The sequence below is a fragment of the Micropruina sonneratiae genome, from assembly GCF_025972045.1.
Taxonomy (GTDB): domain Bacteria; phylum Actinomycetota; class Actinomycetes; order Propionibacteriales; family Propionibacteriaceae; genus Micropruina; species Micropruina sonneratiae.
In genome coordinates, this window is record NZ_JAPDHX010000001.1 from 689,945 (window position 1) to 702,973 (window position 13,029).

16 protein-coding genes and 1 pseudogene are annotated in these 13,029 nt (G+C 71.5%); 6 read left to right on the forward strand and 11 right to left on the reverse strand.

Annotation, left to right across the window (positions count from 1 at the left end):
- Positions 1–21 precede the first annotated feature (21 nt).
- Together OIE40_RS03350 and OIE40_RS03355 are read right to left on the reverse strand one after the other, a co-directional pair.
- Positions 22–237, reverse strand: a complete 216-nt coding sequence (locus OIE40_RS03350; protein ID WP_264700060.1) for an acyl-CoA carboxylase subunit epsilon — start codon at positions 235–237, stop codon at positions 22–24.
- The gene (locus tag OIE40_RS03355; protein ID WP_264700061.1) at positions 234–1,802 is read right to left on the reverse strand and encodes an acyl-CoA carboxylase subunit beta; all 1,569 of its coding nucleotides are present in this window, start codon (positions 1,800–1,802) and stop codon (positions 234–236) included. The genes OIE40_RS03350 and OIE40_RS03355 overlap by 4 nt, the downstream gene beginning before the upstream one ends.
- A 266-nt stretch (positions 1,803–2,068) precedes the next feature.
- Between OIE40_RS03355 and OIE40_RS03360 the strand changes: the two genes are divergently transcribed.
- Entirely contained in the window at positions 2,069–3,067 is a 999-nt protein-coding gene (locus tag OIE40_RS03360; protein ID WP_264700063.1) for a magnesium transporter CorA family protein, read from the forward strand.
- A 129-nt stretch (positions 3,068–3,196) separates the two neighbouring features.
- Here the strand turns inward: OIE40_RS03360 and OIE40_RS03365 are convergent, their stop codons facing one another.
- From OIE40_RS03365 to OIE40_RS03395, 7 genes are all read right to left on the reverse strand, one after another.
- The gene (locus tag OIE40_RS03365) at positions 3,197–3,493 is read right to left on the reverse strand and encodes a hypothetical protein (RefSeq protein ID WP_264700065.1); all 297 of its coding nucleotides are present in this window, start codon (positions 3,491–3,493) and stop codon (positions 3,197–3,199) included.
- A gap of 86 nt (positions 3,494–3,579) precedes the next feature.
- A complete protein-coding gene (locus tag OIE40_RS03370) occupies positions 3,580–4,251 on the reverse strand; it encodes an SDR family oxidoreductase (RefSeq protein ID WP_264700067.1) in 672 nt (223 codons plus the stop codon).
- A 24-nt stretch (positions 4,252–4,275) separates the two neighbouring features.
- Positions 4,276–5,151 carry an SDH family Clp fold serine proteinase gene (locus OIE40_RS03375; protein WP_264700069.1) on the reverse strand — a complete coding sequence of 292 codons (876 nt, stop codon included), beginning with the start codon at positions 5,149–5,151 and terminating at the stop codon, positions 4,276–4,278.
- Positions 5,148–5,312, reverse strand: a complete 165-nt coding sequence (locus OIE40_RS03380; RefSeq protein WP_264700070.1) for a hypothetical protein — start codon at positions 5,310–5,312, stop codon at positions 5,148–5,150. The genes OIE40_RS03375 and OIE40_RS03380 overlap by 4 nt, the downstream gene beginning before the upstream one ends.
- 112 nt (positions 5,313–5,424) lie before the next feature.
- Positions 5,425–6,327: a decaprenyl-phosphate phosphoribosyltransferase gene (locus OIE40_RS03385; protein WP_264700072.1), complete on the reverse strand. Its 903-nt coding sequence runs from the start codon at positions 6,325–6,327 to the stop codon at positions 5,425–5,427.
- A 10-nt stretch (positions 6,328–6,337) separates the two neighbouring features.
- Positions 6,338–6,970, reverse strand: coding sequence for a Maf family nucleotide pyrophosphatase (locus tag OIE40_RS03390; protein WP_264700074.1), 633 nt, complete (start codon positions 6,968–6,970; stop codon positions 6,338–6,340).
- Positions 6,967–7,776 carry a DUF937 domain-containing protein gene (locus OIE40_RS03395; protein ID WP_264700076.1) on the reverse strand — a complete coding sequence of 270 codons (810 nt, stop codon included), beginning with the start codon at positions 7,774–7,776 and terminating at the stop codon, positions 6,967–6,969. The genes OIE40_RS03390 and OIE40_RS03395 overlap by 4 nt, the downstream gene beginning before the upstream one ends.
- 92 nt (positions 7,777–7,868) lie before the next feature.
- Here OIE40_RS03395 and OIE40_RS03400 point away from each other — a divergent pair, with 92 nt between their 5' ends.
- The 5 genes and pseudogenes from OIE40_RS03400 to OIE40_RS03415 all read left to right on the forward strand — a co-directional run bounded on the left by OIE40_RS03400 (position 7,869) and on the right by OIE40_RS03415 (position 11,077).
- Positions 7,869–8,654, forward strand: a complete 786-nt coding sequence (locus tag OIE40_RS03400; protein ID WP_264700078.1) for a biotin--[acetyl-CoA-carboxylase] ligase — start codon at positions 7,869–7,871, stop codon at positions 8,652–8,654.
- Positions 8,655–8,773: 119 nt separating this feature from the next.
- Positions 8,774–9,799: a DUF808 domain-containing protein gene (locus OIE40_RS03405; RefSeq protein WP_264700080.1), complete on the forward strand. Its 1,026-nt coding sequence runs from the start codon at positions 8,774–8,776 to the stop codon at positions 9,797–9,799.
- A 27-nt stretch (positions 9,800–9,826) separates the two neighbouring features.
- Positions 9,827–10,204 (forward strand): annotated as a pseudogene (locus tag OIE40_RS16990) (chloride channel protein); the annotation flags it as partial.
- Entirely contained in the window at positions 10,191–10,553 is a 363-nt protein-coding gene (locus tag OIE40_RS03410; RefSeq protein WP_264700082.1) for a chloride channel protein, read from the forward strand. The pseudogene OIE40_RS16990 and the gene OIE40_RS03410, both read left to right, overlap by 14 nt.
- The gene (locus OIE40_RS03415) at positions 10,550–11,077 is read left to right on the forward strand and encodes a mycothiol transferase (protein ID WP_264700084.1); all 528 of its coding nucleotides are present in this window, start codon (positions 10,550–10,552) and stop codon (positions 11,075–11,077) included. Before OIE40_RS03410 ends, OIE40_RS03415 begins: the two co-directional genes overlap by 4 nt.
- A gap of 22 nt (positions 11,078–11,099) precedes the next feature.
- Here the strand turns inward: OIE40_RS03415 and OIE40_RS03420 are convergent, their stop codons facing one another.
- Together OIE40_RS03420 and OIE40_RS03425 are read right to left on the reverse strand one after the other, a co-directional pair.
- A complete protein-coding gene (locus OIE40_RS03420) occupies positions 11,100–12,323 on the reverse strand; it encodes an MFS transporter (protein WP_264700086.1) in 1,224 nt (407 codons plus the stop codon).
- Between the two features lie 19 nt (positions 12,324–12,342).
- Complete coding sequence (locus OIE40_RS03425; protein ID WP_264700088.1) at positions 12,343–12,981, reverse strand: alpha/beta fold hydrolase; 639 nt, start codon at positions 12,979–12,981, stop codon at positions 12,343–12,345.
- Positions 12,982–13,029 lie beyond the last annotated feature (48 nt).

Below are 13,029 nucleotides of genomic sequence, written 5' to 3' on the forward strand. Positions count from 1 at the left end.
GCCGAGATTCCTTTCTGCTTGTCAGAGCCTGCTGCTCGCGCGCCAGGCACCCGGCCCGGGGGAGGGTGGGATGCGTAGCTGGCGACGCCGGGACCGCCACCCCTGCGGCGCGGGGGTGGCGTCGTCCTCGGTGTCGGAGCCCCCGGACGCCAGCGCGGCCAGCACGCCGGTCAGCGCGGCCAGCTCGACGGCCGAGGGACGGCCGCGCACGACGATCGGGGCGATGGAGGAGGTCACAGCGGGATGTTCCCGTGCTTCTTGGGCGGCAGCGAGGCCCGCTTGGTGCGCAGCAGCCGCAGCAGCTTGGCGATCTCGGCCCGGGTGTCGTGCGGTGCGATCACCCGGTCGACGTAGCCGCGCTCGGCAGCGATCCACGGGTTGCTCAGGTGGTCGTTGTACTCCTCGACCAGCTCGGCCCGGCGGGCGATCGGGTCGTCGGCGTCGGCGAGCTCGCGCCGGTAGAGGATGTTCACCGCGCCCTCGGCCCCCATCACCGCGATCTGCGCGGTCGGCCAGGCCAGGTTGACGTCGGCCCCCAGGTGTTTGGAGCCCATCACGTCGTAGGCGCCGCCGTACGCCTTGCGGGTGATCAGGGTGACCAGCGGGACGGTCGCCTCGGCGTAGGCGTAGAGCAGCTTGGCGCCGCGGCGGATGATGCCGTTCCACTCCTGGTCGGTTCCGGGCAGGAAGCCGGGGACGTCGACGAAGGTGAGCACCGGCACGTTGAACGCGTCGCAGGTGCGGACGAAGCGGGCCGCCTTCTCGGAGGCGTCGATGTCGAGACAGCCGGCGTACACCATCGGCTGGTTCGCCACCACGCCGACCGGGTGGCCCTCGATCCGCCCGAACCCGCAGATCACGTTGGCGGCGAAGCGGGCGTGGATCTCGCAGAAGTCGCCCTCGTCCAGCACCCGTTCGATCACCTGGTGCATGTCGTAGGGCTGGTTCGGCGAGTCGGGGATCACCGTGTCGAGGAAGTCGTCCGGGTCGAGGCTCAGCTCGTCGTCGGCGTCGAGGACGGGCGGCTCGTCGAGGTTGTTGGAGGGCAGGAAGCTCAGCACGTGCCGGACGAACTCCAGCGCGTCCTGCTCGTCGCTGGCCAGGTAGTGCGCATTCCCGGAGCGGGTGTTGTGGGTGCGTGCGCCGCCCAGCTCCTCCATGCTCACCTCTTCGCCGGTGACGGTGCGGATCACGTCCGGGCCGGTGATGAACATCTGCGAGGTCTGGTCGACCATCACCACGAAGTCGGTCAGTGCGGGCGAGTAGACGTGCCCGCCGGCCGCGGCGCCCATGATCACCGAAACCTGCGGGATGACCCCCGAGGCATGGGTGTTGCGTTTGAAGATCTCGGCGTAGAGGCCCAGGCTGACGACGCCCTCCTGGATGCGGGCGCCACCACCCTCGACGAGTCCGATGACCGGCACGCCGGTACGCAGCGCCAGGTCCATCACCTTGCAGATCTTCTCGCCGTACACCTCGCCCAGGGCGCCGCCGAAGATGGTCACGTCCTGGCTGAACACGGCGACGCTGCGGCCCTCGATGGTGCCGATGCCGGTGATCACACCGTCGGTGTAGGGGCGTTTGGCGTCCATGCCGAACGCCGTCGCCCGATGCCGCGAGAACTCGTCGAGTTCGGTGAAGCTGTCCGGATCCAGCAGGGCCAGCACCCGTTCGCGGGCGGTGAGCTTGCCCTTGGCGTGGATCTTCTCGACGGCCGCCTCGGACGCCGGATGTTTCGCCTGCTCATTGCGTCGTTGAAAGTCGGCGAGCTTGCCGGAGGTCGTATGCAGATCGAGCTCCATGGACGCACCCTAGTCCTAGTCGCGCCCGGCCAGACGGCATTCCGGCAGACCCCCTCGGAGCTCTTCGGCACGGTCACGTCCGGGGAATGAGCCGGGCCGGCGCGCGGAGCGTCGACCCGATCACGGGGAAGGGGCGCGCGATTGTGGTAGACCGTGATCTCGTCGATGTCGAATGCGCGGCGACGGCTGACCACGGAGGTGTCCATGGAGACCAGGCGGCGTGAGCGCTCCGCGCGCGTCGGCGGAGTCCGGCGAGGGGCCGTCCGGTGACGCAACTGCGCAGCCGGGTCTGGCGGCACGGCGAGCCGATCGCGTCCGACTTCGCGTTGGGCGACCTCGACGGGTACCTGACCGACCAGGAGGCTCTGGTCTGGCTCGACGTGTGCGATCCCGAGGGCCAGGTGCTCGGCGAACTGGCCGGCGAACTGCAACTCGACCGGCACTCGGTCGAGGACGCCATCGCACCCCGCGAGCGGGCCAAGGTGTCGCGGCACGCAACACACCTGTTCTTCACCTGTTACTCGGCGACGCTGGGCCAGGACGCCGCGGGGTTACCCGAGCTGAAGGTCGGCCGGATCTCGGCGTTCGTGATGCGGCGGGGGCTGATCACGGTGCGGACGACGCGTGGCGCCGAGATCGACCTCGATCAGGTGATCGAGCGCTGGGAGGGCGAAGGGCTGCTCGCCGACGGCGTCGGCGCCCTGGTGCACGGCCTGCTGGACGTGCTGGTCGACGGCCACTTCGAGGCCGTGCAGGTGATGGACGACAAGCTCGAGGACCTCGAGGACCTGCTGTTCGCGGACAGCGTCCAGACCCGGCAGATCCAGCAGAAGGTGTTCGCGCTGCGCAAGGCGCTGGTCCGGCTGCGCCGGGTGGTGCTGCCGATGCGTGAGGTGGTGGCCGGGGTGATGCGGCAGCGGCTGACCGACGAATGGGAGCAGTCCCGCGACCTGGACGGCGAATTCAACGACCTGTACGACCACGTGCTGCGAGCCGCGGAATGGACCGAGTCGTTGCGCGACATGGTCACCTCGGTGTTCGAGACGAACCTGTCGCTGCAGGACGCCCGCCTCAACACGATCATGAAGAAGCTGGCTTCGTGGGGCGCGATCATCGCGGTGCCGACCGCCGTCACCGGCTGGTTCGGGCAGAACCTGCCCTACTGGGGCTACGACGCGCCCTGGGGGCTGTGGCAGAGCGTGGCGCTGATCGTCATCGGGACACTCGGGCTGTACCTGCTGTTCCGCCGCAACGACTGGCTGTAGGGCGGCGTCCTGCGCGTTGCTCGCCTGGGTGGCGCGCAGGCCGGCCGCCGCGGCGCCGACGGCGGTGATCCCGGCCTGTTCGGACTGGAACGCGGACCAGCGGATAGCCGAGCAGTCGGGCAGGACGCCCTACAGCAGCCGATCGGGGGCGTCCGGCGGCAGGTAAGGGCGGTCCTGTCCGTTCGGTTGACCCGCGGGTCCCCCCGGCCAGGTGAAGTCGAACCGCGGCCAGGTCTGGGCCATTGCGGTTCCGTCCGGATGGGTGACCTGCCACCAGTGGTGCTCGGGCGACTCGGCGTGCTCGGGCACCCAGGTGACGGCGCCCTGCGCCGTCCAGCCCGGAGGGTGCCGCAGTGCCAGCAGCGGCATTCCGAGGTGCGGGTCGTCCAGCGTCCAGCCAACCCAGTCCGCCGGCGGTGTCTTCATGGCGTCCTCCCCTCGCCGTATGATCCGCCGCACGGTTCGGCACAAGTGTGGGGGGCGGCGGGCGCCGTGCACCAGCCCCGCCGGGCTCACACCGGCCGGATGCTCAGCGTGTCGATCGACGCGTTGGCGGGGGCGTCCAGGGCCAGCCGCACGGTGGCCGCCACCGCGGCCGGGGAGAGGAACTCCTCCGGGTCGTAGGCGGCGCCCTCGTGCGCGCGCACCGCGCGCTGCATGTCGGTCGCCGTCCGGCCGGGATGTACGGAGGTCACCTTCACCACCCCGGCCTGTTCGGCGCGCAACGAGTCGGCGAGCGCCCGGAGGCCGAACTTCGACGCCGCGTAGGCGCCCCAGCCGGCGCGGGCGGTGAATCCGGCGCCGGAGTTGACGAACACGACGTGCCCGTGGGCGGTGCGCAGCGCCGGCAGCAGCAGCCTGGTCAGGTTCGCCGGTGCGATCAGGTTCGCCTCCAGCGCCTGCCGCCACGTCTCGGGATCGGTCTCGGCGATCGTGCCGAGCGGGCCGACGCCCGCCGAGTGCACCAGGACGTCGAGCGTGCCGATGCCGGCGACGGCGGCCGCCACGGCGTCGTCGTCGGTCAACTCGACGACGAACGGCTCGGCGCTGGGCAGGGACGCCGCGACCTGCGCCACGGCGTCCGCGTCACGCCCGCCGATCAGCAGGTGATGGTCGGCGGCCAGGGCGTCGGCGACGGCACGGCCGATGCCGCGGGAGGCTCCGGTGATCAGGGCGGTCTTCATGCCCCGGAGCCTACTGACCACAGCTCAGCCGTCGCGTGGGTCGTAGGTCTGCGACGCCAGCCGGCCCTCGTAGATCGCCCGCCGGCCGTTGGGGAAGCACCCCATGGAGAAGTAGCGCGTCCACAGCTCCCAGATGATCGCCCAGGACGGGCCGGCCAGGTCGGCGACTTCGACCGGCAGCCCGATCCGGGCCGCCAGTTTGGGGCCGACCGTGGCCGCGTGCTGGGTGAGCTCGTCGACCAGCGGCCCGCGCAACGACTGCACCAGGGCGCGACGCTCGTCGTCGCCGAGCTCCTCGGAGCGGCACTGCAGCGCCTCGTCGATCAGCGCCTCGGTGCGGGTGATGGCCGCCTTCGCCTGTTCGAGCATCAGCATGTTGAGGTCGGCGAGCAGGCCCGAGTACAGCGGGTACGAGTTGGGCTGCTGGGACACCCGCTCCTCGGCGGTCGCGACGGCGGCGACGATGTCCTTGGCGCCGGCCAGGCTCGGACCGACCTGGAACTGCGGGTCGACCGGGCCGAGGTCGCTGAACGGAGCCATCAGGATGCGGTCGGCGCCCAGGCACATCAGCGTGCCCGCCGACTTCGCCATGTCGGGCACGATGACCATCAAGCGGCTGCAGCGGGCCTGCATGGCGCGGATCATCCGCACCGCCACCTCGCCGTCGCCGCCCGGCGTGGCCAGCACGACATGCAGCTCACGATCGGGCTCCAGACCGATCAGCAACTCCTGGAGCACGGTCAGCCCCGGCACGAAGATCTGGTCGATCATCACGATCAACTGGGCGCCGGTCAGCGCCTCGTACTCGCGGATCAGCGCCTGCCGGGCGTACCGCTCGGCGTTCTGCGCCTGGAACAGGGGAGTGTTGGCGCTGTCGGCGCCGGCGCCCCCTTTGCTCACGCGGTGCCCATGCCCACGGCCGCGACGAAACTCGTCGGACGCCCCCGCCGCAACTCGGCGGCCGCCCGCCTCGCCTCACGGGCCACCTGGGCCTTCACCTGCCACTGCGCCACCGCGCCCGTGCTGGGCGGCAGCAGTACCGGCTGTGAGCTCCTGCTCATGTCGCCCCCTTCTGAAGGATCGATTCCCACATGTGCGCAGTGCATCATCCGGTACCGACAGAATCCTCCCGGTGAGGGTGCGGATGCAACGGTGCCGGCCGTTTCGCGGCGCTCAGCCCAGGAAGATGCCGACGCCCAGTGGGATCAGCCACAGCACCGCCAGCGCCTGCAGCACCCGGTCGTTGAGCACGACGTCCTCGGGCTCGCCGGCGTTGCCGGCGTCGATGTCCATGGCGTAGCGCAGCAGGGCCAGCACGAACGGCACGATCGAGATCGTCGTCCACGGCACCCCCCACAACTGCGACTCGCCCTGCTCGAACGTCCACAAGCTGTAGGACATGATCACGATCGAGCACGAGATCGCCCAGACGAAGCGCAGGTAACTCAGCGAGTACCGCTCCAGCGCGGCCCGCGTCCCGGCCTCGGAGCCCAGCTCCTTCATCTCCGAGTAACGCTTGCCGGCGACCATGTACAACGAGCCGAAGGACGCCACCAGCAGGAACCACTGCGACAACTCGATGCCCGAGGCCACACCGCCGGCGACCGCCCGCAGCAGGAACCCCGACGACACCATCGCCAGGTCGATGATCGGCTGGTGCTTGAGGAACATCGAGTAGCCGACCTGCAGCACCCAGTACACCGCCAGGGTCACGCCCAGCATCGGCGCCACCCAGAAGCCGATGGCGAAGCTCGCCGCCATCGTCACCGCCGCCAGCACCGTCGCAGGGGTGCTGCCGAGCTCACCGGCGGCGATCGGCCGGAACCGCTTCTTCGGGTGCAGCCGGTCGGCCTCGACGTCACGGACGTCGTTGATCAGGTAGATCGACGCGCTGATCAGCGAGAAGGCCAGGAAGGCCCACAGGCTGTTCACCAGCACCCGCGGATCGAACAGAGCCCCGGCGGCCACCGGGGCGGCGAACACCAGGATGTTCTTCACCCACTGCTTGGGACGCATCGCCCGCAGCCAGGCCGGCAACGGCGACCGCTTGACTTCGACTGTGGCGTTGGTTGACATCGCCGAAAGGCTAGCGCAGGCCCTGGGGATCGCCCGTAGGCGACGCCCACAGCCGCGTCCACTCGACGCCGAGCTGCAGCAGCAGCGTGCGCAGCAGCGGCAACGAGAGCCCGACCACGTTGTGGTGATCGCCCTCGATGCCGGTCACGAACGGCCCGCCCAGGCCGTCGACGGTGAACGCGCCGGCCACCCACAGTGGCTCGCCGGTGGCCACGTAGGCGTCGATCTCGGCGTCGTCCAGGTGTGCGAAGTGCACCACCGTGGACGCTACGGACTCGGCCGAGCGAGTGTCGGCGCCGGCCCGGACGATGATCCGGTGCCCGGTGTGCAGGACGCCGCTGCGCCCCCGCATCGCGCGCCACCGGGCAGCCGCCTCGGCGGCGTCGGCCGGCTTGCCCTGTGGCCGGCCGTCGAACTCCAACAGCGAGTCACAACCGATGATCAGTTCGTCCGATTCGCTGGGCGGCAGCCGGTCGGCCACGGCCTGCGCCTTGAGCCGGGCCAGGGTCAGCGCCAGGGCCGCCACGTCGTCGATGTCGACGGCGTCCTCGTCGACGCCCGACACGACCGCCTCGGCCGTCACCCCGGCCCGACGCAGCACCTCGAGCCGCGCCGGGCTCGCCGAGGCGAGAACCACCCTCATCGGCCGAACAGGCCCCCCAGAATGTCGCCGATCCCCCCGTCGGAGCGCTGTTGTTGCTGCTGGTCGCCCTCGTCGGCCGGGTTCTCCTCGGCGGTCGGCATCCGGACCTGCCCGTCGTCCGGGCCGGTCGGGTTGAACTGCGGCTGCTGCGCCTGTCCGCCGCCGGGGAACTGCTGGCCGGTGCCCTGCTCGGCCTGGGACTGGGTGGCCTGCGGAGCCTGACCGCCCAGGATCTGACCGAGGATGTCGCCGAAGCCACCACCGGCCGATCCCGACGATCCGGCCGCGGCGCCCGCGCCGCCGAACATGCCGCCGAGGATCGGGCCGAGCAGGTCACCGAGGCCGCCCTGGGAGGCCGATCCCGCCTGGCCGGACGCCGTGGAACCGCTCTGCTGGCTCGCGCCCATGTTGAGCTTCTTGGCGATGTAGGCCATCACGATCGGCGCCAGGATCGGTAGCAGCTTCTGCAGCAGGCCGCCCGTACCGCCGGCCGAACTGGCCTGCAGCACCTGCGCCTGTTCGGGGGAGTTGGCGAAGATGTGCCGGACGATCGCCTGCCCGTCGTCGGTGTCGACCTGGTTCAGGTCGATGCCCCCCTCGAAGAACTGCGGGTCGCTGTGCTGGGTCAGCGCCTGCGCCAGGCTCTGCGGCCCGGCGTCATCGGTGGCGACGTTGGTCTGCAGGCCGCCGAACAGGGCGGGCAGCGCATCGCGGACGGCCTGTTCGGCGGTCGTCTGGTCGGTGCCCAGCTGCTGGGCCAGCTGGTCCATCGGCAGGTCGGCAATGATCTCGTCAGCGGCACTCATTCTGAATCCCCTTGTCCGGAGGTCCGCGATGACCTCCCGGCCTCATTCTTGCGCGCCCGCGCCGGCGGCGACAGAGCCCTAGGCTGTCGGGCATGCAGCAGCCGTTGGTGGACGCCGCCGCCCTGGCCGCGCAGCTGACCGGCCCGGCCCGGCTCTACACCACCGTCGAGGCGGTGCCGACCACCGGTTCGACCAACGCCGACCTGGCCGCCGCGGCCCGCCGCGGGGCGGCGTCCGGCACCGTCCTGGTGGCCGACCATCAAAGCACCGGACGCGGCCGCTTCACCCGGCGCTGGGAGGCGCCCCCCGGCTCATCGGTTGCCATCTCGGTGCTCCTGCGGCCCGCGGCCGTGCCGCCGGAGCGCTGGCTGTGGCTGCCACTGGTCACCGGGGTCGCGGTGGCCGGCGCCCTGGCCGCACTCGGCGTCCGGACCGAGGTGAAATGGCCCAACGACGTGCTGGTCGGTGGCCGCAAGCTGTGCGGCATCCTGTCCGAGAAGGTGCTCGGCCCCGAGCCGGACGCCGCCGCGGCCGTGATCGGCATCGGCATCAACACCACCCTGAACGCCGGCCACCTGCCGGTGCCGACCGCCACGTCGCTACTGCTGGAGGGCTGCGACGCCGAGCCGACCCGGGTGGTGGCCGAGGTGCTGGCCGCGCTCGAGCCCGCCTACCGTCGCTGGGCCTCCGGCGCCGACCTGACGAGTTGGTACGCCCGGCACTGCGACACCGTCGGCCGCTCGGTGCGGGTGCTCGAATCGCCGACCGCCTCGGTCGAGGGCCGCGCGGTCGGGGTGGACGCCGTGGGCCGGCTGCTCGTCGACACCGCCGCCGGCCGGCGCGCCTTCGCGGCCGGCGACGTGTTCCACCTGCGTTGATCCAAATCGGGCACCGAACTCGGTGCCCAATCCGGATCGGCCCGGCGCCATCCGGTGGCGACGCACCGACACGCCGCTAGGCTGAGCGCTCAATCGACGGCTGGATGAGGTGGTGACGGGTGAGCGGAGGCTTCTTCGCCCTGCTGGACGACATCGTGGCGATGGCGAAACTGGCGGCCTCGTCGCTGGACGACATCGGCGCCGCCGCCGGCCGGGCCAGCGCCAAGGCCGCCGGCGTGGTCATTGACGACACCGCCGTCACCCCGCGCTACGTGCACGGGTTCAGCCCCGACCGTGAACTGCCGGTGATCAAGAAGATCGCGGTCGGCTCGCTGCGCAACAAACTGATCTTCATCCTGCCGGCCGCCCTGCTCCTCAGTCAGTTCCTGCCCTGGCTGCTGACCCCGATCCTGATGGTCGGGGGCACCTACCTCTGTTACGAGGGTGCCGAGAAGGTCTGGGAGAAGTTCGGCGGCGGCCACCACGAACCGACACCCAAGGCGGTCGTCGGCGGTCCCGACGAGAAGGCGATGGTGGCCGGCGCGATCCGCACCGACTTCATCCTGTCGGCCGAGATCATGGTGATCGCCCTGAACGAGGTGGCGTCCGAACCGCTGATGTCACGGGCCGTGACCCTGGTCGTGGTGGCGTTGGCGATGACTCTGCTGGTCTACGGCGTCGTGGCCGTGATCGTGAAGATGGACGACATCGGCCTGCACCTGGCCACCGAGCGCACGGGCTGGCTGGCCGGGCTGGGCCGGGGCCTGGTGGCGGCGATGCCCAAGGTGCTGGCCGTGCTCTCCAGCGTCGGCATCGTGGCGATGTTGTGGGTGGGCGGGCACATCCTGCTGATCGGGGTGAACGACCTGGGCTGGCACCCGGTCTACGAACTGGTGCATCACGCCGAGGAGGCGATCCTGCACGCCGTGCCCGGGTTCGCCGGCGAGAGCCTGGCCTGGCTGGTCGACACCGCGGTCTCCGCCGTGATCGGCCTGGTGGTCGGCGCCGTCGTGGTGGCGATCATGCAACTCGTCACACGCCTGCTGCCGCATCCGAAGCCGGAGGCCTCCGAGGTGGCCCCGTCGACGGGGTCAGCGGAATCCGACGCCGACCCGGCGCAGGACCACGAGAACCCCCGCCCCTGACCTGATCGGCTGTCCTGGGCTGCGGCCGTGGCCGTCAAGTTCGGAGCGAAGTCCGACCCGTTCGGGTCGCGCCGGGCGATGCCGCTGTTCAGCGTGGCCGCCGGCGTCGCGGCGATCGGAGTCGGCCTGCTCAGCGGCGGTCTCGGCGTGGTCTACAACGCGCTCACGATGGGTCTGCTCAGGGGCTCGGACGCCTCACGCGTCCCCGCCGGGGCACGCGCCGCCGCCATCGGAGCCGTTGTCGGGCTGCTGCTCTGGTTCGATCCGCTGCTGGTCGGCGGCGGGGACGACATCGCCCAACTGTTGCTGTACGGGCAGCAGTGGTCGCTGTGGGTGCTGCTGGGCTACTTCGCGGTGCGGTTCCTGGCCGGTCCGCTGTCGTACGCGGCGAATGCACCGGGCGGCCTGTCGCGCCCCTGCTGGCCTCGGTCCGCTGTGGGGGGCCATCTTCCATCAGGTGCTGACCGGCCTGGGCGGCGCGGCGGTGGTCGCCGTGGTGGGCGACAGCCCGATCCCGTTCGCCCTGGTGGGCATGGCGGCGCTGTTCACCGCCACGGTGCGGGCCCCGCCGACCGGGGTGGTGCTGATCATCGAGATGTCGGGCACTGCGTCGCTCACCACAGCCACGTCCGCCGCCGCGGCGGCCGCACTCTTTGCGGCGGTGCTGCTGAAGGGGCCGGCCCATCTACGACTCGTTGCGGGCGCGGATGCTGGCCGGCGGGATTCCCCAGCGGGGGTAGCGTCGGGGTCGTGACCAGCACACTGCGCCCCCACGACATCCTGCTCGACTCCTTCGGCCGCATTCCGCCGCTGTACGCCGAGGCCGTCGGCGGCCTCGACGTCGCCGAACTGCTGTGGCGTCCCGAGGTGGACGGGGTGAGGAACAACTCGATCGGCTGGATCGCCTGGCACCTGGCCCGGATGGAGGACGCCCAGCTCGCGCAGCTGGCCGGCCGTGAGCAGGTGTGGCTCGCCGACGGGTGGTTCCGGCGCTCGGGCGTCCCGTACCAGCCGCATGCGATGGGCTACGGGATGGGCGAGCAGGAGGTGTCGCTGTTCGACGTCACCGGCGCCGAGGTGCTGCTCGACTACTACGCCGCCGTCCACGCCCGCAGCGTCGAGGTGATCCGGTCGTTGTCGGCGGCCGACCTGGGCCGGGTGGTCGACGCGTCCTACGACCCGCCGGTGACGGTCGCCGTCCGGCTGGTCAGCGTGGTCGACGACGCCGCCCAGCACGTCGGCCAGCTCGCCTACCTGCGGGGCCTGCGCGGCCGCTGAGCTGAGGTGCTGGCCTGGGCGCTCAGTCGCCGGGCAGCAACCGCCCGGGTCCGGCCCGCAGCAGCGCGCGGCGTCCACTGAGCGCGATCACCGCGGCGAGGGTGCCGAACACCGCAACCGTGACGAAACCGCCGTGGTAGCCGGCGTGGTCGATCACCTGCCCGGACGCGCTCGACCCGATCGCCACGCCGATGCCGATGCCGGTGCCCATCCAGCTCAGGCCCTCTGTCAGCCGGTCGCGGCTGACCAGCACGGCGACCAGAGAGTTGCCGTTGATCAGGGTGGGTGCCACCGTCACGCCCACCATCGGCCCGATCAGGCACAGCAGCAGCACCGAATCGGCGAACAGCAGGGCCCAGCAGGCGACGAACAGGGCGGCCACGCCGGCCATGAACCGGGTCACCAGCGGGGCCTGCCACAGCCGGGCGCCGTACCAGAAGCCCGCAGCCGCCGAGGCGACCGAGAACAGCGCCAGCACCAGGCCGGACGCCTCGCGCACCCCCCACTCGGTGGCCGCGGCCACCACCGACACGTCGATCGAGCCAAACACGGCACCGATCAGCAGGTTGACCGCCACCACGGCCGCCACCCCGGGCACCAGCAGGATCAGCCGGCGCAGCAGCGGGGTCGGCTCGGCGGTCGCCGCCCGCGGCGTGATCGGCGGCTCGGTCGCCCGCTGCGAATACAGCAGGTGCGCACCGAGCAGGGCCAGCACCACCGGGGCGATCAGCCCCGCGGCGGGGTGCACGGCGGTGGAGAGGAACGTGGCCAGCACCGGCCCGACGATGAACGTCACCTCGTCGAGCGTCGACTCCAGCGAGTAGGCGGTGTGCAACTGGTCGGCGTTGGAGACCGCATGGTTCCAGCGGGCCCTGACCAGCGCCCCGGGCGCGCCGCCGGTGGCGCCGCAGATGATCGCGGGGGCGAACAGGGTCCAGGCCGGCAACAGCAGCACGGCGAACACCACCAGCAGCGCCAGCGCGGCGCAGGACACGATCACGGCGGGGTACATGACCCGGCGCTGGCCGTACCGGTCGACCAGGTTCGACAGCGCCGCGGTGCCCAATGCCCAGGCGACGGCGTTCGAGGCCGCCAGCGCACCCGCCAACCCGTAGCTGCCGTACAGCGCCGAGACCATCAGCACCAGGCCGATGCCCATCATCGCCCCGCCCGCGCGGGCCAGCAGGCCGGCCGCGCTGAACTGCCAGGCACCGGGAATGGTCAGGATCTCCCGGTAGGCGCGCACCGGCCGATTCTTCCACGTTTCAATCGTCGAGAAATCCGTACAGCGCGTCGTTGAACGCCGCCGTCGCCGTGCGGGGCAGATCGGCGCCCTCGCCGGCTATCGTCTCCAGCCGCGCGCCGCTGATCCTCCCGGCCAGTTCGGACGCCGCACGCGCCCCCGCCTGGTCGGCGGCCCCGGCCAGCACCAGCGTCCGGGCGGTCACCGCGGGCAGCCAGTGGCCCAGATCGATGCCCGAGGCGGCCCGGACCAGCGCCAGCATCCTCGCCCGGTCCAGCCCGGCGTCGGCGAGGCGTCCCTTCGGCATCGCCAGTACGGCCAGCCGCTGCACCAGGCCGGCCAGCTTCGGCGCCTTCGGCGGGACGTCGGTCAGCACCAGGTGCGAGACGGCCGCGGGGGAGCGGCCGGCGGCCGCCACGGCCACCGAGGCACCCAGACCGGCGCCGGCCAGCGCCACCTGGTCGACCCCGAACCGGTTCAGCTGGCCGAGTACGGCGTCCGCGGCCCGGTCGAGGTCGAAGTCGCCGGGGCGTCCCGGGCGCAGGCCCTCGAGCCAGGGCGCCACCGCCCTGGTGCCGGCGGGCAGGGCGGTCACCTGGTGCTGCCAGTAGGGCGGCGTCTGGCCGAGGCCGTGCAGGAAGACGAGCAGGGGAACGGGCATGCCCCCATGCAACCACGGACCCTCGCGCGGGCCCCGACATAATGGTCC